Genomic DNA, 19,322 nt, shown 5'->3' on the forward strand with positions numbered 1-19,322 from the left:
TAAGTCGTTTGTGCACAAACGACTTAATCCCCTCCGTCCCCTTTTTCTTCAATCCAGGAATCGCGCTGCCTGCTCCGGTGCGGGCAGATGACAGGCATCATGCCGCCCGAACCAGCGGTAGCGGTTGCGGGCCAGCGCGCGGTACGCCGCGTCGCGCAGTCCGCGCGGCAGCACCTTCAGTACGCCGCTCAGGCGCCATCCACCGCCCAGCCCGGCCAGTACACGCAGGATGGCATCGGTATCGGTCCAGGTGCCCTGCGCATCCAGCAGCAGGAACGACATCGGGTCCTGCGGGTCCAGCCCGTGCGCGCGCAACATCGCGCTGCCCTGCTGCCCCTGCATCGCCGCAAAACGGTAGCGCCCCTTGCGGTCGAAACGCAGCAGGAAGCGCACCCAGCGGTTGCACAGGGCGCACACGCCGTCGAACACGATCACCGCGCTGCCAGTCCCGGCGGCGCCGTCACTGTGGTTCGAGCCAGCCTTCATAGCGGATCAGGGCTCCGGCCCAGGGCAGCGTCACATCGACCAGGAAAGTGTAACGCTCGCCGCGCCAGGCTTCACGGCAGCGCACACCGCCGAACCAACGCGTCGGCAGCGGCAGCAGCCCGAACGCCCAGACCCGCCGCACCGACCAGTCGATGCCACCCTCGCGGGCCTGCAGCGCGAACTCGAAGCGAACCGCGCCCAGTTGCTCGCGCAGAAGCCCTTCGTGCGCCCACAGCCGCGACACCATCGGCCAGCGGCCAAACCGCCGCGCCCACTGCTCGCCCTGCCCGCGTGCACTGAACGCCACTTCGGTGGGCAGCGCGTCGCCGTCCTTCGGCAACCGCGCCAACGTGGCCAGCAGCGGCACCAGCCAGTGCCGCCCCCTCACGATGCGCGCCTGCCCCACGTAACGGCAGGGCAACGGCGCGGCATGCAGCGCCTGCACCGGCGCTGCCAGGGTGGCGAAGGCCGGCCCCAGCACCCGCGCAAACAGCGACGGGGTCAGGGCGCGATCCAGGCCAGGGTCGCCATGCGCCCGGTACGACGGTCGCGCCGGTGCGAATACAGGTCAGGATCGGCCATGGTCGACACCGTGCCGCCATACACCTGCGCCGGGTCCATCCCCGCCGCCTGCAACCGCTGCCGCGCCAGCGCGAACAGGTCCACCTTCCAGTGGCCCGGCCGGGTCGCCACGAACGCCGCTTCGGCGGCCGGATCATGGCCGACGAAGGCGTGATAGACCTCCTCGCCGATCTCGTAGTCGGACGGCCCGGCGGCCGGGCCCAGCCAGGCCCGCAGCTGCGCCGGCGGCGTCTGCAGGGCGGCCACCGTGGCCTCCAGCATGCCGTCAGCCAGCCCACGCCAGCCGGCATGGGCCGCACCCACCTCGCTGCCATCGGCCGCGGCAAACACCACCGGCAGGCAGTCGGCGGTCAGGATCGCCAGCACCACGCCCGGCACCGAAGTCACCGCGGCGTCGGCCACCGGTTCGCTGGTGCCGGGCACCGGTGGCGCGGTGAAGCGCAGCACGGTGCTGCTGTGCACCTGGCGCAGCCAGTGCGGTGCCGAGGGCAGTGCCAGCCCCTCCTGCAGCAGCTTGCGGTTGTGCTCCACGTTGGCCGGGGTATCACCATCGGCCGCGTGCCGGTTGCCGAGGTTGAACTGCGCGAACGGCGCCGGCGAAATGCCCGCGCCATGCCGGCGCGTGGTCAGCGCATGGACGCCTGCCGGCGCCGGCCAGTCCGCCTGCAGCAACGGCAGCGCGGCGGCCATCACCAGCGATCCCGCTCGCGGGCGGCGAAGGCTTCGCTGTCTTCGCGCAGCACCTTCATCAGGTGCAGCATGTCCTCCGGCACCGGCGCGGTATTGCGCACCGGCTCACCGGTGATCGGATGCATGAACTCCAGGGTCTCGGCGTGCAAGGCCTGGCGCTTGAAGCCGCGCAGCGCGGCCACCAGCTCGTCGCTGGCACCCTTGGGCAGCTTCAGCGCACCGCCGTACAGCGGGTCGCCGATGATCGGATGGCGCACGTGTGCCATGTGCACGCGGATCTGGTGGGTACGGCCGGTTTCCAGGCGGCACTCCAGCGCGGTGTGCGCACGGAAGCGCTCGCGCAGGCGGTAGTGGGTCACCGCTTCCTTGCCGTCTTCGCGCACCGCCATCTTCAGCCGGTCGCGCGGGTGGCGGTCGATCGGGGCATCGGCGGTACCGCCTGCCACCAGCGCGCCCATCACGATGGCCAGGTACTGGCGGTGCACGTCACGGGCCGCCAGTTGCTCGACCAATGCAGTCTGCGCTTCCAGGGTCTTGGCCACCACCATCACGCCGCTGGTGTCCTTGTCCAGGCGGTGCACGATGCCCGCGCGCGGCAGCACCGCCACCGAGGGGTCGCGGAACAGCAGCGCGTTGACCAGGGTGCCGCTGTGGTTGCCGGCGCCGGGGTGGACCACCAGGCCGACCGGCTTGTTGATCACCAGCACATGCTCGTCCTCGAACAGCACGTCCAGCGGGATGTCCTCCGGCTGGGCGTCGGTCTGGGTTTCCAGCACCACGTGGAGGGTCACCACCTCGCCGCCGCGCAGCGGATCGCGCGGGCGCACCTGGGCGCCGTCCAGCAGGACGTCACCGGACTTGATCCACTCGGTCAGGCGCGAACGCGAATATTCGGGGAACAGTTCGGCCACGACGGCATCGAAACGACGGCCGGCGGCGGTGTCAGGGACGATGGCCTGGCGGGCCGATTCAGAGGGTTGTTCAGACATGGCAGGGGGCATTCTTTGAAATTTTGGGGTCCCGGCGGCCGGTTTCAGTCGCTGGACAGGACACTAGGCTATCATCGACCCTTCGTATTCCAGCCGCGTCCCGCCTCGACCCCATGATCCGACGCTCCGCCATGCTCTCCGCGCCCGTCCGCCTCACCGCCCTGCTGCTGGTGCTGGTCATCGCCGCAACCGGCTGCCACCGCGGCGCCAAGAAGGGTGATCGCCCCGACGAAGGCGTGCCGGTCGAACAGCTGTACGAGAAAAGCCACAAGCTGATGCAGGGCGGCAACTGGAGCGGCGCCGAAGCCAGCTTCCGCCGCCTGGTGGCCCAGTATCCGTATGGCCCGTACACCGAGCAGGCGATGATCGAAACCGCCTACGCCCAGTACAAGGCCGGCAAGCACGATGACGCGGTGTCCAGCATCGACCGCTTCATCCGCACCTACCCGACGCACCGCAACATCGCCTACCTGTACTACCTGCGCGGCCTGGCCAATTCCAACCGCAGTACGGTTTTCCTGCGCCGCGTATGGTCGCTGGATGCCAGCCGCCGCGACCTGTCCACGCCGCACCAGGCGTACTCGGACTTCAACATCGTGGTTGATCGTTACCCGAACAGCCGCTACGCCGCCGATGCGCGCCAGCGCATGCTGGAGCTGCGTGACGTGTTCGCCCAGCACGAGCTGGACAACGCCCTGTACTACATGCGCCGCGGCGCCTGGGTCTCGGCCGTGGGCCGCGCCAACTACCTGCTGGAAACCTACCCGCAGAGCGCCTTCCAGTACGACGCCGTGGCCGTGCTGGCCGATTCCTACACCCACCTGGGCAACAAGACCCTGGCCGACGACGCCCGTCGCGTCCTGCAGCTGAACCAGCCGGATCACCCGTGGCTGGAAGGCAAGTGGCCGAAGTACCCGTGGATGATCCGCAAGCTGAACCCGTTCGCCGGCGAGAAGTCCGCCAGCACGGGCCAGCGCAACGCGCGACTGGAGAAGAAGTAAGAGAGGGCCCCGAAAGGGGCCCTTCTTCTTTGTGGAGTCGAGCCACGCTCGACTGCTTTCCTCATCCGCCTCCCCGCGCCGGGGCCGGCACCTAGGAATGCTACGAATCCAGCGCGGATGCGACGCCGGTCGCAGCCCGCCTGGGCGAGGCGCTCCACACTGCGGCGCAACGGCCACACCGGCCATCACGGAGCGTCCCATGGCCCCACTGCGCTGCAGTTTCCGTCCCCTGTCCTGCCTCATCGCCACCGCCCTGCTGGCGCTGTCCCCGCGCCCCCTGGCTGCTGCACCGGCCGCGCCGGGCGATCTGCTGTCTGCTGCCCCCTATCGCGCGTCATGGGTGCCGTCGAAGGCCGCGCAGGCCTACAAGCTGCACTACCGCACCCCGGACCACCGCGGCCAGCTGGCCGAAGGCACCGGCCTGCTGTACCTGCCCGCCGGCGCGGCGCCTGCGGGCGGGTGGCCGGTGGTGTCCTGGGCACATGGCACCCAGGGCATTGCGGATCGCTGTGCGCCCTCGGTCTCCGGCCCCACCCATGCCGAACGCGACGGACGCTTCCTGGACGTGTTCCTGGCCCAGGGCTATGCCGTCGCCGCCGCCGACTACCAGGGCCTGGGCAGCCCAGGCAATCATGCCTACCTGCACGTGCGTACCGCGGCGCGCAACGCCATCGACATGGTCAAGGCCAGCCGCCAGTACCTGGGTACGGCAACATTGTCGCCGCGCTGGGTCTCGGTCGGATATTCGCAGGGGGGCGCGGCCGCATTGACAGCAGGCCATCTGGCCGCCTCCCATGGCGGCCCATCCCTGCAGTACCGCGGCAGTTTCACCGCCGGAACGCCCACCGCAGTCGAACTGACCGCGCTGGTGATGAATCCCGGCAACCGCACCGCCAATCCTGGCGCACCCAACGCATATCACGCGTATCTGCTCGACGGCCTGCTGCAGGCCGCGCCTCAGATCGACCGCGTCCTCAGCGACGCAGGCCGTGCCCGTGTGGCAGTGGCCCGCGAGCAGTGCCTGAGCGAACTGACCGCCACGCTGGACGGCGCCGATACCGGCAGCATGTTTACTGCACCACTGACCAGCGTGCCGGGCATCTGGGCGGTGCTGTACGACTATCTGGGTGTACCGCGCCGCGGCTTCAGCCAGCCGTTGATGCTGGCCCATGGCAGCGAGGACCGCGACGTGCCCTATCTGACCACCCTGCTGTACGCCGCAGGCCTCGCCGGGCGAGGCGAGCCGGTCGCGTTCCGGCGCTACCCGGTCGATCATCGCGGCACGCTGGATGCGGCGGCGGCGGATGCCCTGGCGTTCGTGCGTGCACGACTGGAGGGCGACCACTTCAACGACGCTGCGGAGATCGCAGGCCTCGAACAACGGCTCGACGAAGCCCGGTAGATCCACGCCATGCCGGATACGCGATCCAGGAAGTTGCCGGCCAGCGGCCGGCACTACCGAATGCAGTAGATCCACGCCATGCGTGGATACGCGCTATAGGGCGTTGCCGGCCAGCGGCCGGCATCACCTGCCAACCGCTGCCTCAGCCCTTGTAGCCGTTGCTGATCGGGTAACGACGCTCGCGGCCGAACGCCCGGCGCGAGACCTTCGGCCCCGGCGCGGCCTGGTGCCGCTTCCACTCGCTGATGCGCACCAGCCGCAGCACGCGGTCAACCACGGCCGCATCGTAACCGGCGGCCACGATCTCCGTTCGCGACTGTTCCTGGTCGATGTAGCGGTACAGGATGCCGTCCAGCACGTCATAGGCCGGCAACGAATCCTGGTCCAGCTGGTTCTCGCGCAGCTCGGCCGACGGCGGGCGGCTGATCACCGCCGGCGGGATCACCGGTGCGCCGCCCACGGTATTGCGCCACTTGGACAGGCCGAACACTTCGGTCTTGTACAGGTCCTTCAGCGGCGCATAGCCACCGCACATGTCGCCGTAGATGGTGGCGTAGCCGACCGCGTACTCGCTCTTGTTGCCGGTGGTCAGCAGCAAGCCGCCGAACTTGTTGGCCAGCGCCATCAGGATCACCCCGCGGCTGCGCGACTGCAGGTTCTCTTCGGTCACGTCCGGCGCGGTGCCCTCGAACATCGGCGCCAACGCTTCCATCAGGCCCTTGAACGCCGGCTCGATCGACACCGCCTCCAGCTTCACGCCCAGCGCCTGGCACTGCTCGGCCGCCAGGTCGTTGGACAGGCCCGCGGTGTAGCGCGACGGCAGGCGCACGGCGGTTACGTTCTCCGCGCCCATCGCGTCGACCGCCATGGCCAGCACGATCGCCGAGTCGATGCCGCCGGACAGGCCCAGCCACACTTTCTTGAAGCCGTTCTTGCGGCAGTAGTCCTGGATGCCACGGGTCACCGCGCGCCAGGCCAGCGCGTCCATGCTCTCGTCGCCGTCGTCCATCCACACGTGCGGCATGAAGCGGCGGCTGGCGCCGTCGTACTCCACCACCAGCCACTGGTCGACGAAGGCAGCAGCGGCCGGGTGCACCGTGCCATCACCGTCGGCCACCACCGAGGCGCCATCGAACACCAGCGCGTCCTGGCCGCCAACCACGTTGAGGTAAGCGATCGCCGCCCCGCTCTCCCGGGTACGTGCGGCCAGCACAGCATCACGCTGGGCGTGCTTGCCACGCTCGTACGGCGAAGCATTCGGCACCACCACCAGCTGCGCACCGGCGCGCATGGTGTCGGCCAGCGGCTCGGCAAACCACAGGTCCTCGCAGATCAGCAGGCCAACCGGAATACCGTTGACCTCGAACACACAGCTGCCGCCATCCGGATCGACATCGAAGTAGCGGCGCTCGTCGAACACGGCGTAGTTGGGCAGCTCACGCTTGCGGTAGGTCTGCTCGACCAGGCCGTCACGCAGCACGCTGGCGGCGTTGTAGACCACCGCGCCAGCCGCCTGCGGCCAGCCGACCACGGCGGTGATGCCGCGGCAGGCGGCAGCGATGCTGGCCATCGCCTGCTCGCACTCGTACAGGAAGCCCGGGCGCAGCAGCAGGTCTTCCGGCGGGTAGCCGCTCACCGCCAGCTCGGGGAACATCACCAGCTCGGCGCCGTACTCGTCGCGCGCCTGGCCGATCATCTCGATGATGCGCTCGGTGTTGCCGGCGACATCGCCGACCGGGAAGTCGAACTGCGCCATCGCGATGCGGATCGAAGCCATGGGATTCCAGCCTGTGGTTGCAATGCCGCCATTGTAACGCCGGGGTCAGATCCGTTTTGCGCAGCAAAAGGGATCTGGCCCCACACCAGACGCAGAAAGGCCGCCCGGAGGCGGCCTTTCTGTGTTCAAGCAGCCGGCCAGCGGCCGGCTCTACAGCATCGTCTGCCGGAGGCAGTCGATCTTATTTCACCAGCTTGGCGATGGCAGCGCCCAGGTCGCCCGGCGAGCGGACGGTGACAACACCGGCAGCTTCCATGGCGGCGAACTTGCCTTCCGCGGTGCCCTTGCCGCCCGAGGCGATCGCGCCCGCGTGGCCCATGCGCTTGCCGGCCGGAGCCGACGCACCGGCGATGAAACCGACGACCGGCTTCTTCACGTGGTTCTTGATGTACTCGGCGCCGGCTTCTTCCGCGTCACCGCCGATCTCGCCAACCATGATGATGCCTTCGGTCTGCGGGTCTTCGTTGAACAGCTTCAGGCAGTCGACGAAGTTCAGGCCGTTGATCGGGTCACCACCGATGCCGATGCAGGTGGACTGGCCCAGGCCGACTTCGGTGGTCTGCTTGACCGCTTCATAGGTCAGGGTGCCCGAACGCGACACGATGCCGATCTTGCCCGGCTGGTGGATGTGACCCGGCATGATGCCGATCTTGCACTCACCCGGGGTGATGACGCCCGGGCAGTTCGGCCCGATCAGCACGGTGTCCGGATGCGAACGGGTCAGCACGTTCTTGACGCGCAGCATGTCCAGCACCGGGATGCCTTCGGTGATGCAGACGATGACCTTGATGCCGGCAGCAGCGGCTTCCAGGATCGCGTCGGCCGCGTACGGCGGCGGCACGTAGATGACCGAAGCGTTGGCGCCGGTGCTCTGCACGGCGTCGGCAACGGTGTTGAAGACCGGCAGGTCGATGTGGGTGGTGCCACCCTTGCCCGGGGTCACGCCGCCAACAACCTGGGTGCCGTACTCGATCATCTGAGTGGCGTGGAAGGTGCCCTGCTGGCCGGTGAAGCCCTGCACGATCACCTTGGTGTTCTTGTTAATCAAAACAGACATGGGAATTCCTTGGTGTCGAATCAGGCAGCGTTCTTGACAGCTTCAACGATCTTCTTGGCGCCATCGTTGATGTTGTCAGCCGGGATGATGGCCATGCCGCTGTCGCGCAGCAGCTGCTTGCCTTCTTCCACGTTGGTGCCTTCCAGGCGCACCACGACCGGAACCTTGACGCCCACTTCCTTCACGGCGGCGATGATGCCTTCGGCAATCATGTCGCAGCGGACGATGCCGCCGAAAATGTTGACGAAGATGCCTTCGACCTTGTCCGAGGACAGGATCAGCTTGAACGCTTCGATGACGCGCTGCTTGTTGGCACCGCCGCCCACGTCCAGGAAGTTCGCCGGCTCGCCGCCGTTGAGCTTGATGACGTCCATGGTGGCCATGGCCAGGCCGGCGCCGTTCACCATGCAGCCGATGTTGCCGTCCATGGTGACGTAGTTGATGTCCAGCTCCGAAGCGATCACTTCGGTCGGATCTTCCTGGGTCTTGTCGCGCATGGCGACCAGGGCCTTCTGGCGGAACGCGGCGTTGTCGTCGCTGTCGAACTTGCCGTCCAGCGCGTACAGGTTGCCGTCGTCCAGGATGGCCAGCGGGTTGATTTCAACCAGGGCCAGGTCCTTTTCGTTGAACAGGCGGTACAGGTTCACCATGATGCTGGCGAACTGGCCGGCCTGCTTGGCGGTCAGGCCCAGCTTGAAGCCGAAATCACGGCCGTGGTAACCCTGCACGCCTTCGACGAAGTCGACGTTCAGCGAGTGGATCAGCTCCGGGGTTTCAGCAGCGACCTGCTCGATTTCCACGCCGCCTTCCGAAGAGGCGATGTAGGTGATGGTCTTGGTGCCACGGTCGACCAGCACCGACAGGTACAGTTCCTTGACGATCTCGCCGGCGGTGGTCACCAGCACCAGGTTGACCGGCAGTTCAACGCCTGCGGTCTGGTAGGTGGCCATCTTGGTGCCGAGCATCTTGGCCGCAGCGGCCTTCACGTCGTCGGTGGTCTTGCAGAACTTGACGCCGCCAGCCTTGCCGCGGCCGCCAGCGTGGATCTGCGCCTTGACCATCCAGGGGCCCTGGCCCAGGGAGTTGGCAGCGGCAACCGCTTCGTCCGGGGTCGCAGCGACCTTGCCGGCCGGGACCGGGATGCCGTACTCGGCAAGCAGTTGTTTTGACTGGTATTCGTGGAAATTCATGCGTCACCGTGGGAATAGGAACGACCGCACGCAATTCCTCAGGGCCCCGGCGGGGCGCCGGCATGGACCGCGGCGGGCCCACTATTGTGGCCGAGCCGGCGCCGGGGCGCAAAGAAGTCTGTACAAAACGCCAGACCCCGCCAGATTTCCGCCGTCATTCAGGCAGTTGCGCCCGGCGGCCCACTGGCCACCGGTATCCATCCCGGGCCAAATGCGCGATCCGGGCGGCTCCGGCGGCGCCCTGCCGGGGGCCCTATACTGGTCAGCCAGGGTGTGTCGCGTCGGGGTTGCTCGACCGCTTCCACCGCAGGCCACATCGAAGCGACGTGCCCGCCCGGCCTCAGGGGACGCCGGGCAGGCCTGCCGCAGATTCCAGACCCAGGCAGCCAGAAGGGGAGTTCCGGCGTGTCACCCAGTGCTTCATTGATCGACCGCATCGAATCGATTCCGCGGCGTGAGCTGTACTTCTTCGCGCTGTACCGGGTGCTGATCGCCTCGGTCATCGCCGCCCTGCTCTACAGCCCGCTGTCGGCCATGGTCGGCGAAGCGCACCACCCGCGGCTGGCCGACACCGTCGCCGCCATCTACCTGGTGCTGTCCCTGCTGGCCCTGGTGATCGGCCGCAACGAACGCTGGCTGCGCCCGATCGTGGTCAGCGGCGTGCTGGTGGACATCGTCGCCGCCACCCTGCTGTCACATGCCCTGCCCGGTGCCAGCGCCGGCATCTCGATGTCGCTGCTGTTCAACATCGCCGCCGCCGCCACCCTGCTGCCGCTCAGCCTGGGGCTGGGCCTGGCGCTGGCCGCCAGCCTCGCCACCGGCGTGGAGTACACCTGGAAGCTGCTGGAAGGCGGCGACCCCACCCGTACCCTGGCCGAACTGGCGATGTTCGCCACCAGCTACCTGGCACTGGCCTTCATCAGTTACCAGGTCGGCAGCCGCGCGCGCCGCAACCAGCAGCTGGCCAACCAGCGCGGCGATGAAGTGGCCAACCTGTTCCAGATCAACGAGCTGATCATCCGCCGCATGCGTACCGGCGTGCTGGTGGTCGACGCCGACAACCGCGTCACCCTGGCCAACGAGGCGGCCTCGATGCTGCTCGGTGACAGTGATGGCAGCGGCGAAAGCGGCCGCCTGGACCTGGCCAGCGCCGCCCCGGAACTCGCCCGTCGCCTGCAGCGCTGGCGCAACGGCTGGGCGCAGGACGAACTGCCGCTGCAGCTCAACCCCGACCAGCCCGAAGTGCAGCCGCGCTTTGCCCGCCTGCTGGCCGGCAGCGACCTGGCCCTGGTGTTCCTGGACGACTCCAGCGTGGTCTCGCGCCGCGCCGAATCGCTCACCCTGTCGGCGATGGGCCGCTTCTCGGCCAGCCTCGCCCACGAGATCCGCAACCCACTGGCCGCGATCAACTACGCGGTGCAGCTGCTGGAAGAAGGCACCGGCTTCAACGAAAGCGATCGCCGCCTGCTGCAGATCATCCGCCAGCAGTGCCAGCGCACCAACGGCATCGTCGAAAGCGTGCTGGGCCTGGCCCGGCGCGAGCGCGCCACGCCGGAGAACGTCGACCTGGCCGCCTTCGTGCGCCGCTTCGTGCTGGAGTACAAGCAGGGCCAGACGCTGGAGACCGACAGCATCGAGCCGATCATCAACGACACCTCGGTGCTGGCCCAGGTCGACACCAAGCACCTCTACCAGGTGCTGACCGTGCTGGTGCACAACGCGCTCAAGTACGGGCGCATCGGCCAGCAGCCGGCGCGGGTGCGCCTGCGCGTGGCGCAGCACGAGCGCAGTGCGGTCATCGATGTGATGGATCGCGGCCCCGGTATTCCCGAGAGTGTGGCCGCACAGTTGTTCCGACCGTTCTTCACCACGTCCGAGCATGGCACCGGGCTGGGCCTGTATATCGCCCGCGAGCTGTGCCGGGCCAACCAGGCGCGGCTGGACTACATCCCGGTTCCCGCTGGAGGCTCCTGCTTCCGCTTGGTGCTGCCCGGCCCGCATACGCTGTTGCCCACCTGATCTCGATTCTGTGCGTCAAACATTTGTCGCTTCCAGCCCCCTCGTTTATCTTTCACGCCCATGAACGAAACCCGCAGCGCCCTCGTCGTCGACGACGAACGCGACATCCGCGAACTGCTGGTACTGACGCTCGGCCGCATGGGGCTGCGCATCAGTACGGCAGCCAACCTTGCAGAAGCGCGCGAACTGCTGGCCAGCAATCCGTACGACCTGTGCATCACCGACATGCGCCTGCCGGACGGCAATGGCATCGAGCTGGTCAGCGAGATCGCGCAGCACTACCCGCGCACGCCAGTGGCGATGATCACCGCCTTCGGCAGCATGGACCTGGCCGTGGAAGCGCTGAAGGCCGGCGCCTTCGACTTCGTCAGCAAGCCGGTGGATATCGCCGTGCTGCGCGGCCTGGTCAAGCACGCGCTGGAACTGAACAACACCGAGCGCCCCGCGCCCGGGCCCGCCGCCGAACAGGGCGCACGCCTGCTCGGCGATTCGCCGGCCATGGACGTGCTGCGCACCACCATCGGCAAGGTCGCGCGCAGCCAGGCGCCGGTCTACATCCTCGGTGAATCCGGCGTGGGCAAGGAGCTGGTCGCACGCACCATCCACGCCCAGGGCGCCCGCGCGGCCGGCCCGTTCGTGCCGGTCAACTGCGGCGCGATTCCCGGCGAGCTGATGGAGAGTGAATTCTTCGGCCACCGCAAGGGCAGCTTCAGCGGCGCCCACGCCGACAAGCCCGGGCTGTTCCAGGCCGCGCATGGCGGCACCCTGTTCCTCGACGAAGTGGCCGAGCTGCCGCTGCAGATGCAGGTGAAGCTGCTGCGCGCGATCCAGGAGAAGTCGGTGCGCGCGGTGGGCGCGGCTACCGAGGAGCCGGTGGACGTGCGCATCCTCTCGGCCACCCACAAGGACCTGGCCGAGCTGGTCGAGGACGGGCGCTTCCGCCACGACCTCTACTACCGCATCAACGTGATCGAACTGAGGGTGCCGCCACTGCGTGAGCGTCGCCAGGACCTGCCGGAACTGGCCGCATCGGTGCTGGCGCGGCTGGCCCGCAGCCATGGCCGCCCGACGCCGTTGCTGGCGCCGTCGGCGCTGGACGCACTGGCCCAGTACGCCTTCCCTGGCAACGTGCGCGAATTGGAGAACATCCTGGAACGTGCGCTGGCCCTGGCCGAAGAAGACCGCATCGGCGCCGACGACCTGCGCCTGCCGCAGCATGCCCCGCGCACGCCCGGCAGCGCAGCGCACGCCGAAGCCGTGGTGGACCTGCAGCCCGGCAGCGCCGCCCTGCCCTCGTACATCGAACAGCTCGAGCGCAGCGCCATCCAGCGCGCGCTGGAAGAGAACCGCTGGAACAAGACCCGCACCGCCGCGCAGCTGGGCATCACCTTCCGCGCGCTGCGCTACAAGCTGAAGAAGCTGGGGATGGAGTAAGGACAGGGCCCCGACGCGGGCCACCAACGGGTAGTGCCGGCCGCTGGCCGGCAACCTCATGCATCGCGGCATCCACGCATGGTGTGGATCAACCTCAATCCTTGGTAACGCGGTTGATCTCGGCCAGGCTGGTGACACCCGCAGCCGCCTTCTTCAACGCCGACTGGCGCAGATCGTTCACCCCGATCTGCTGTGCGGCCTCGGCAATCTGCAACGCATTGCCACCGGCCAGCACGATCGTGGCGATCTCGTCGGTCATCGGCATCACCTGGTAGATACCGGTGCGGCCCTTGTACCCCTCGGTGCACTCGTCACAGCCGACCGCCTCGTACAGCTCGATACCCGCATCCAGCTGCGCCTGGGTAAAGCCCTCGGCCAGCAACGCATGTTCGGGCAGGTTGGCCGGGCGCTTGCAGTTGTTGCACAACCGGCGCGCCAGGCGCTGGGCGATCACCAGCGTCACCGAGCTGGTGATGTTGTACGGCGCGATGCCCATGTTCATCAGGCGCGCGATGGTCTGCGGTGCATCGTTGGTGTGCAGCGTGGACAGCACCATGTGGCCGGTCTGCGCCGCCTTGATCGCGATCTCGGCCGTCTCCAGGTCGCGGATTTCGCCGACCATGATGATGTCCGGATCCTGTCGCAGGAACGAGCGCAGTGCCGCGGCGAAGGTCATGCCGCGCTTGTTGTTCTGCTGCACCTGGTTGACGCCGGGCAGGCGGATTTCCACCGGGTCTTCGGCGGTGGAGATGTTGCGCGTCTCGTCGTTGAGGATGCCCAGCGCGGTATACAGCGACACCGTCTTGCCCGAACCGGTCGGGCCGGTCACCAGCACCATGCCGTAGGGCTTGTGGATGGCGTCCAGGAACAGCTTCTGCTGGTCCGGCTCGTAACCCAGCTTGTCGATGCCCAGCTTGGCCGCGCTGCCGTCCAGGATACGCAGCACCACCTTCTCGCCGAACAGGGTCGGCAGCGTGCTCACGCGGAAGTCGATCTGCTTGGTCTTGGACAGGTTGAGCTTGATGCGTCCGTCCTGCGGCACGCGCTTCTCGGCGATGTCCAGCTGCGCCATCACCTTCAGGCGCGCGGCGATGCGCTGGTTCAGCTTCACCGGCGCGCGCGCCACCATCTTCAGCAGGCCATCGATGCGCAGGCGCACGCGATAGTCGTCTTCATAGGGCTCGAAGTGGATGTCCGAGGCGCCCTTGCGGATCGCGTCCACCAGCACCTTGTTGACGAACTTCACCACCGGGGTGTCATCACCCTTGGCATCGATGCCGGAGTCGCCACCGGCGCCGAGATCCTCGTCTCCGGCCGCAACATCCAGGTTGCCCATGCCATCGTCGTCACCGCCCAGCGCGTCGCCCAGCGTGTCATGGCTGGCATGCCACTGCTCGAGCGTGCGGCGGATCTGGTCTTCATCCACCAGGATCGGCTCCACCACCAGATTGGTGTGGAACTTGATCTCGTCCAGCGAATGGGTCGGATTGCTGGTACCCACGAACAGCTTGCCGCCGCGCTTGAACAGCGGCAGCACGTTGTGCTTGCGCAGCAGCTCCTCGCTGACCAGGCTCATCGCGTTCTGGCTGGCGTCGAACGTGGACACGTCGAACAGCGGCATGCCGAACTCGACCGCGTTGGCCGCCGCCAACTGGGCCGCCCCGACCACCTTGTTCTGCGCGAACCAGGTCGGCAGCGGCTGCCGGGCCGCAGCGGCCTTGGCCATGGCGTCGCGGGCGGAAGCCTCGTCCAGCGCACCATCCTGGACCAGGCGACGGGCCAGGCCGGTGATGCCGACGAGATTGGCGGTGGTTACGGCGTTCATATGGATCCTTGGCTCATCATGGGTCAGGCAGTGCGGCGCGCCTTCCAGAGGCACCGCACAGGGCAGCAGAACCTGCCGCGACCCGATGGCCGACGACGACGCCAATCCTTCAGCATGACTGCCTCGCCCGGCACTCCCAGCCCGGCAGGCACGATCCTGACTCCCCCGGGGATGATAGCCCCGTCAACGGCCCGCCAACATCCCATTGGCAGGCCGAAGTGTGATCAACAGCCGGTTGGGCGATAGCGCGCTTCGAAGGCGCTGCCGTCGCAGGTCCAGGTGCCGTCGGCTGCGCGACGGAGGACCAAGTTCTTGCCCGATACTGGCGCCCCTCCAACGAGAGTGCACGTGATACTGCCCACGCCCGTCGCCGCCAGTTCCGCTGAAACCGCAGAACACCTCGTACTCGGCTTGAGCCCAATGTATTCCGCGTTAACCAGAGATGCGTTCTGGTTGTCCTGGGCAACGGACTCCATCGTGGTCTTACCCGGCCGGATATCCGACAAAGCTGCAGCCAAATCAGCCTTGGCCACGTAATCCTGATACATCGGCAATGCAATAGCTGCCAGGATGGCAATGATGGCAACTACTATCATCAGCTCGATCAGTGTAAAACCCCTAGTTCGCTTCATGGCTCCCCCAGCTCATGAGTGAGTTATCGCCCTTCCAAACGAAAGAAGCCCCGCTTTCGCGGGGCTTCTTCCGGAGCGCTTTAGGCGCCGGTGCAGCCCGTCGGGGCGTACTTCTTCAGTACGGTCGTGGCACAGGTCCAAGTACCGTCAGCAGTGGCGCGGGTCAGGGTGATGGTCTTGTCCTTCACCTGAGAGTTACCAGCCAGGGTGCAGGCGATCGACGCTGCACCGGAAGACGCGGTGCCCTTCACGGTGACGGTCGGGCAACGGGTCGAAACCTTCAGACCGATGTCAGCCGGATCAGCGAAATCCTTGCCTTCGTTGAGTGCGACCTCAGCAGCGGTCTTGCCGCTGGTGACTTCGGCCAGGCCCGCCGCAGTCTGCGACTTGGCCACGTAGTCCTGGTACATCGGCAGGGCGATGGCGGCCAGGATGGCGATGATCGCAACGACGATCATCAGTTCGATAAGGGTGAAGCCCTTCTGGTTCTTCATTTGGTACATCCCCAAGATAAGTGGTGGTTGATTTCAGAAGTCAGGATCGGTCTGACCAGCGGCCAGCTGAGCGGGTCCTGCCCCCTGCGGGTGGATCAACGCAGGTTGCGTGCCAACCCCGGCACGCCTCCCCCTGGATTTCCCCGCGCCCATGATGGCAGCTATTTCACGGATGGGAACCCCCCGGATGCGAATCTGCGATGGACGCGGCAATGTGACGCAGTGCGTCACCTTTGGCCGGCAACCGGCACGAATTCGCATCATGGGCCCCTTGGCAACTGCCCAGACGGGCATGAACCCGCTACCATCGACGGCTAGACGCCCGCCTGGGGATGGCGGGTCTTGGGGAGCCGATATGTCTGTCAGTCGCAGTGCGATCAAGAAGGAGCCCGTGGCGCGCAGCACCACGGAACTGCAGCCGTTTGTCTGGGAGGGGACCGACAAGCGGGGCGTGAAGATGAAAGGGGAGCAGGCCGCGAAGAACGCGAACCTGCTGCGGGCTGAACTACGCCGCCAGGGCATAAATCCCGGCGTGGTCAAACCCAAGCCCAAGCCGCTGTTTGGCGCGGCCGGGAGCAAGATCACACCCAAGGAAATCGCTTTCTTCAGCCGGCAGATGGCCACCATGATGAAGTCAGGCGTACCCATTGTGGGGTCGCTGGACATCATCGCGAACGGGCACAAGAACCCGCGCATGAAGAAGATGGTGGATGGCCTGCGCACCGACATCGAGGGCGGCTCGTCGCTCTATGAGGCTGTCAGCAAGTACCCGGTACAGTTCGACGAGCTCTACCGCAACCTGGTACGGGCCGGTGAAGGCGCCGGTGTCCTGGAGACGGTGCTGGACACTGTTGCCAACTATAAAGAGAACATTGAGGCGCTGAAGGGCAAGATCAAGAAGGCGATGTTCTACCCGGCGATGGTACTTGCGGTTGCCCTGCTGGTCAGCGGCATCCTGCTGGTCTGGGTCGTACCGCAGTTCGAAGACGTATTCAAAGGCTTCGGTGCAGACTTGCCGGCGTTCACGCAGTTGATCGTCAACATGTCTAGATTCATGGTCTCATGGTGGTGGCTGATCCTGCTGGTCATCATTGGCTCGGTAGTAGGCTTCATCGCCGCTTATAAGCGTTCACCGAAACTGCAGCACAGCATAGATCGGCTGATACTGAAGCTGCCGGTCATTGGGCAGATCATGCACAACAGCTCGATCGCCCGCTTTGCCCGTACCACCGCCGTGACCTTCAAGGCGGGCGTACCACTGGTGGAGGCACTGAGTATCGTGGCCGGCGCTACCGGCAATACGGTTTACGAGCATGCCGTATTGCGCATGCGCGACGACGTGTCGGTCGGTTACCCGGTCAACATGGCCATGAAGCAGACCGCCCTGTTCCCGCACATGGTCATCCAGATGACCGGCATCGGTGAAGAGGCGGGCGCCCTGGACGCCATGCTGTTCAAGGTGGCCGAGTACTATGAGCAGGAGGTCAACAATGCCGTTGACGCCCTGAGCAGCCTGCTGGAACCTGTGATCATGGTGATCATTGGTACCATCGTCGGCGGCATGGTCATCGGCATGTACCTGCCGATCTTCAAGCTCGCTTCCGTCGTCGGATAATCACTACATGGCATTTCTCGACCAGCATCCCGGCCTCGGCTACCCCGCCGCGGCCGCCCTGGGGCTGCTGCTGGGCAGTTTCCTCAACGTCGTCATCCTGCGCCTGCCCAAGCGGCTGGAGTGGCAGTGGAAGCGCGATGCGCGCGAGGTCCTGGAAGAACCGGACTTCTACGAACCCCCGCCACCGGGGATCGTGGTCGAGCCCTCGCACTGCCCGCACTGCAAGCACAAGCTGAGCTGGTACGAGAACATCCCGCTGTTCAGCTGGATCATCCAGGGCGGCAAGTGCCGCCACTGCAAGGCGCCGATCTCGTTGCAGTACCCGCTGGTCGAGGCCCTGACCTCGGTGCTGGTACTGGCCTGCGTCTGGCAGTTCGGCTTCGGCTGGCAGGGCTTCGGCGCCATCGTGCTGACCTGCTTCCTGATCGCCTTGTCCGGCATCGACCTGCGCACCCAGCTGCTGCCCGACCAGTTGACCCTGCCACTGATGTGGCTGGGCCTGATAGGCAACATCGACAACCTGTACATGCCGGCCAAGCCTGCCTTGGTCGGCGCGGCGGTGGGCTATCTGTCGCTGTGGATGGTCTGGTGGCTGTTCAAGCAGCTGACCGGCAAGGAAGGCATGGGCCACGGCGATTTCAAGCTGCTGGCCGCGCTCGGCGCCTGGTGCGGGTTGAAGGGCATCCTGCCGATCATCCTGCTGTCGTCGGTGCTGGGCGCCATCATCGGCTCGATCTGGCTGTACACCCGGGGCCGTGACCGCGCCACGCCGATCCCGTTCGGCCCCTACCTGGCCATCGCGGGCTGGCTGTACTTCATGTGGGGCGCGCCCGTGGTGGAGCAGTACCTGGTGTTGAGCGGACTGCGCTGAGGGGAATCCCCATGAGCCGCTATGTGGTTGGCCTGACCGGCGGCATTGCCGCCGGCAAGAGCGAGGTGACCCGGCGCTTCGAGGCGCTGGGCATCGTGGTGGCCGACGCCGACCTGGCCGCCCGCGCGGTGGTTGCCGCCGGCAGCCCGGCCCTGGACCGTATCGCCGAGCGCTTCGGCGCCGGCATGCTGCAGGCGGACGGTAGCTTGGACCGGGCACGCCTGCGGGCCCACGTGTTCGCCGACCCGACCGAACGGGCGGCACTGGAAGCGATCACCCACCCGGCCATCCGCCTGCTGATGCAACAGCAGTGCGAGCAGGCCGCCAGCCCCTATGCGATTGCCGCCATCCCGCTGCTGACCGAGGTCGGTGGGCGGCAGGCCTACCCGTGGTTGGACCGGGTATTGCTGGTGGATGCGCCCGAAGCCGTGCAGCACGCCCGGCTGATGCAGCGCGACGGCATCGACGCCGCGCTGGCCGACAAGATGATCGCCGCCCAGGCCAGCCGCGCGCAGCGGTTGGCACTGGCCGATGATGTGGTGGTCAACGATGGCCACCCCGAGGACCTGCAGGCGCAGGTGGAAGCGCTGCATGAGCGCTATCTGGGGTTGGCTGGGGGCTGAGGCCTGGCTGCCGGCCAGCGGCCGGCACTACCGAAGCGAATCCATGCATGGCGGTGATCTACCCCGCGCCAGCGTGGAACTGCTGTAGAGCCGAGCCCGTGCTCGGCTGCGATCATCAAGCCGAGCATTGGCTCGGCTCTACAAAGCGTTCTGCATCCACGCATGGCTTGGATCTACTCCAACTGCAGACGGGCGTAGCGGGCCAGTTCTCGTGCGCCGAGCAGCAGGCCGTCGACGACATCCGGGCTGAGCTGCTGGTGGGCACCGCCCTCTTCGCGGGCGGCTTCGGCGGCGTGCAGCACCTGCATGAGTGCATTCAAGCCGGCCAGGGTGCGGCTGAGACCGGCCATGGTGGCCGCCTGGGCAGGGCTGAGGCCCTGCGCTTCCAGTCGCCGGCCGTCGGCGGCATCGCGGCCGTCCATGCGGGCAAGCAACGCAGGCAGCAGATCTTTCGGATCATCGAGCAGGGTTTCGATGCGCGCGACGACGTCGGCCGGCAGCAGGTCAGCGGCTTCGCCGATCAGTGCGTACAGTTGGGGGAACACGGGGCGTGCGGACATGGTGAATCTCCTCGCAGACGACGAGCCACCTGCGGATGCGAGGTGGCGGACGGTGCGGGTTGGCGTACCGGAGAT

18 protein-coding genes are annotated in these 19,322 nt (G+C 66.8%); 7 read left to right on the forward strand and 11 right to left on the reverse strand.

What is annotated here, in order from left to right; genetic code table 11:
* Window positions 1-48 precede the first annotated feature (48 nt).
* The 4 genes from AC5P5W_RS15725 to rluD are packed head-to-tail and all read right to left on the reverse strand — an operon-like array spanning window position 49 to window position 2,747.
* On the reverse strand, window positions 49-486 hold the full coding sequence (locus AC5P5W_RS15725; protein ID WP_111206591.1) for a thiol-disulfide oxidoreductase DCC family protein: 438 nt from the start codon (window positions 484-486) through the stop codon (window positions 49-51).
* Window positions 461-967 (reverse strand): DUF4166 domain-containing protein, encoded by a 507-nt coding sequence (locus tag AC5P5W_RS15730; RefSeq protein WP_049440363.1) that lies wholly within the window; start codon window positions 965-967, stop codon window positions 461-463. Before AC5P5W_RS15730 ends, AC5P5W_RS15725 begins: the two co-directional genes overlap by 26 nt.
* Before the next feature lie 20 nt (window positions 968-987).
* On the reverse strand, window positions 988-1,758 hold the full coding sequence (pgeF, locus tag AC5P5W_RS15735; RefSeq protein ID WP_111206593.1) for a peptidoglycan editing factor PgeF: 771 nt from the start codon (window positions 1,756-1,758) through the stop codon (window positions 988-990).
* The gene (gene rluD, locus AC5P5W_RS15740) at window positions 1,758-2,747 is read right to left on the reverse strand and encodes a 23S rRNA pseudouridine(1911/1915/1917) synthase RluD (RefSeq protein WP_014038257.1); all 990 of its coding nucleotides are present in this window, start codon (window positions 2,745-2,747) and stop codon (window positions 1,758-1,760) included. Before rluD ends, pgeF begins: the two co-directional genes overlap by 1 nt.
* 113 nt (window positions 2,748-2,860) lie before the next feature.
* Between rluD and AC5P5W_RS15745 the strand changes: the two genes are divergently transcribed.
* Together AC5P5W_RS15745 and AC5P5W_RS15750 are read left to right on the forward strand one after the other, a co-directional pair.
* The gene (locus tag AC5P5W_RS15745) at window positions 2,861-3,748 is read left to right on the forward strand and encodes an outer membrane protein assembly factor BamD (protein WP_032960726.1); all 888 of its coding nucleotides are present in this window, start codon (window positions 2,861-2,863) and stop codon (window positions 3,746-3,748) included.
* A 199-nt stretch (window positions 3,749-3,947) separates the two neighbouring features.
* A complete protein-coding gene (locus AC5P5W_RS15750) occupies window positions 3,948-5,150 on the forward strand; it encodes a lipase family protein (protein WP_197574442.1) in 1,203 nt (400 codons plus the stop codon).
* Between the two features lie 142 nt (window positions 5,151-5,292).
* Here AC5P5W_RS15750 and AC5P5W_RS15755 read toward each other — a convergent pair whose 3' ends face one another.
* From AC5P5W_RS15755 to sucC, 3 genes are all read right to left on the reverse strand, one after another.
* Window positions 5,293-6,927, reverse strand: a complete 1,635-nt coding sequence (locus AC5P5W_RS15755; RefSeq protein WP_126411295.1) for an NAD+ synthase — start codon at window positions 6,925-6,927, stop codon at window positions 5,293-5,295.
* Between the two features lie 181 nt (window positions 6,928-7,108).
* Entirely contained in the window at window positions 7,109-7,984 is an 876-nt protein-coding gene (gene sucD / locus AC5P5W_RS15760) for a succinate--CoA ligase subunit alpha (protein WP_005410793.1), read from the reverse strand.
* Between the two features lie 20 nt (window positions 7,985-8,004).
* A complete protein-coding gene (gene sucC, locus AC5P5W_RS15765; RefSeq protein ID WP_004154430.1) occupies window positions 8,005-9,174 on the reverse strand; it encodes an ADP-forming succinate--CoA ligase subunit beta in 1,170 nt (389 codons plus the stop codon).
* A 405-nt stretch (window positions 9,175-9,579) separates the two neighbouring features.
* Between sucC and AC5P5W_RS15770 the strand changes: the two genes are divergently transcribed.
* Window positions 9,580-11,193 carry a sensor histidine kinase gene (locus AC5P5W_RS15770; protein WP_014648198.1) on the forward strand — a complete coding sequence of 538 codons (1,614 nt, stop codon included), beginning with the start codon at window positions 9,580-9,582 and terminating at the stop codon, window positions 11,191-11,193.
* A 60-nt stretch (window positions 11,194-11,253) separates the two neighbouring features.
* On the forward strand, window positions 11,254-12,627 hold the full coding sequence (locus tag AC5P5W_RS15775) for a sigma-54-dependent transcriptional regulator (protein WP_014648199.1): 1,374 nt from the start codon (window positions 11,254-11,256) through the stop codon (window positions 12,625-12,627).
* 94 nt (window positions 12,628-12,721) lie between these two features.
* Here AC5P5W_RS15775 and pilB read toward each other — a convergent pair whose 3' ends face one another.
* The 3 genes from pilB to AC5P5W_RS15790 all read right to left on the reverse strand — a co-directional run bounded on the left by pilB (window position 12,722) and on the right by AC5P5W_RS15790 (window position 15,578).
* Complete coding sequence (gene pilB, locus AC5P5W_RS15780) at window positions 12,722-14,452, reverse strand: type IV-A pilus assembly ATPase PilB (RefSeq protein WP_014648200.1); 1,731 nt, start codon at window positions 14,450-14,452, stop codon at window positions 12,722-12,724.
* 224 nt (window positions 14,453-14,676) lie between these two features.
* Window positions 14,677-15,084, reverse strand: coding sequence for a pilin (locus AC5P5W_RS15785; RefSeq protein WP_075076080.1), 408 nt, complete (start codon window positions 15,082-15,084; stop codon window positions 14,677-14,679).
* Between the two features lie 80 nt (window positions 15,085-15,164).
* Window positions 15,165-15,578 carry a pilin gene (locus AC5P5W_RS15790; protein WP_075076079.1) on the reverse strand — a complete coding sequence of 138 codons (414 nt, stop codon included), beginning with the start codon at window positions 15,576-15,578 and terminating at the stop codon, window positions 15,165-15,167.
* Between the two features lie 355 nt (window positions 15,579-15,933).
* Here AC5P5W_RS15790 and AC5P5W_RS15795 point away from each other — a divergent pair, with 355 nt between their 5' ends.
* Genes AC5P5W_RS15795 through coaE form a run of 3 tightly spaced genes read left to right on the forward strand, consistent with a single transcriptional unit; the run spans window position 15,934 to window position 18,687 of the window.
* Window positions 15,934-17,193, forward strand: a complete 1,260-nt coding sequence (locus tag AC5P5W_RS15795) for a type II secretion system F family protein (RefSeq protein ID WP_075076078.1) — start codon at window positions 15,934-15,936, stop codon at window positions 17,191-17,193.
* Between the two features lie 7 nt (window positions 17,194-17,200).
* Window positions 17,201-18,064: a prepilin peptidase gene (locus tag AC5P5W_RS15800; RefSeq protein ID WP_005418626.1), complete on the forward strand. Its 864-nt coding sequence runs from the start codon at window positions 17,201-17,203 to the stop codon at window positions 18,062-18,064.
* A gap of 11 nt (window positions 18,065-18,075) precedes the next feature.
* Window positions 18,076-18,687, forward strand: coding sequence for a dephospho-CoA kinase (coaE, locus tag AC5P5W_RS15805; RefSeq protein ID WP_197574441.1), 612 nt, complete (start codon window positions 18,076-18,078; stop codon window positions 18,685-18,687).
* A 173-nt stretch (window positions 18,688-18,860) separates the two neighbouring features.
* Here coaE and AC5P5W_RS15810 read toward each other — a convergent pair whose 3' ends face one another.
* Window positions 18,861-19,247 (reverse strand): hypothetical protein, encoded by a 387-nt coding sequence (locus AC5P5W_RS15810; protein WP_197574440.1) that lies wholly within the window; start codon window positions 19,245-19,247, stop codon window positions 18,861-18,863.
* Window positions 19,248-19,322 lie beyond the last annotated feature (75 nt).

The sequence above is a fragment of the Stenotrophomonas sp. YJH_SMC_123 genome (assembly GCF_059368215.1).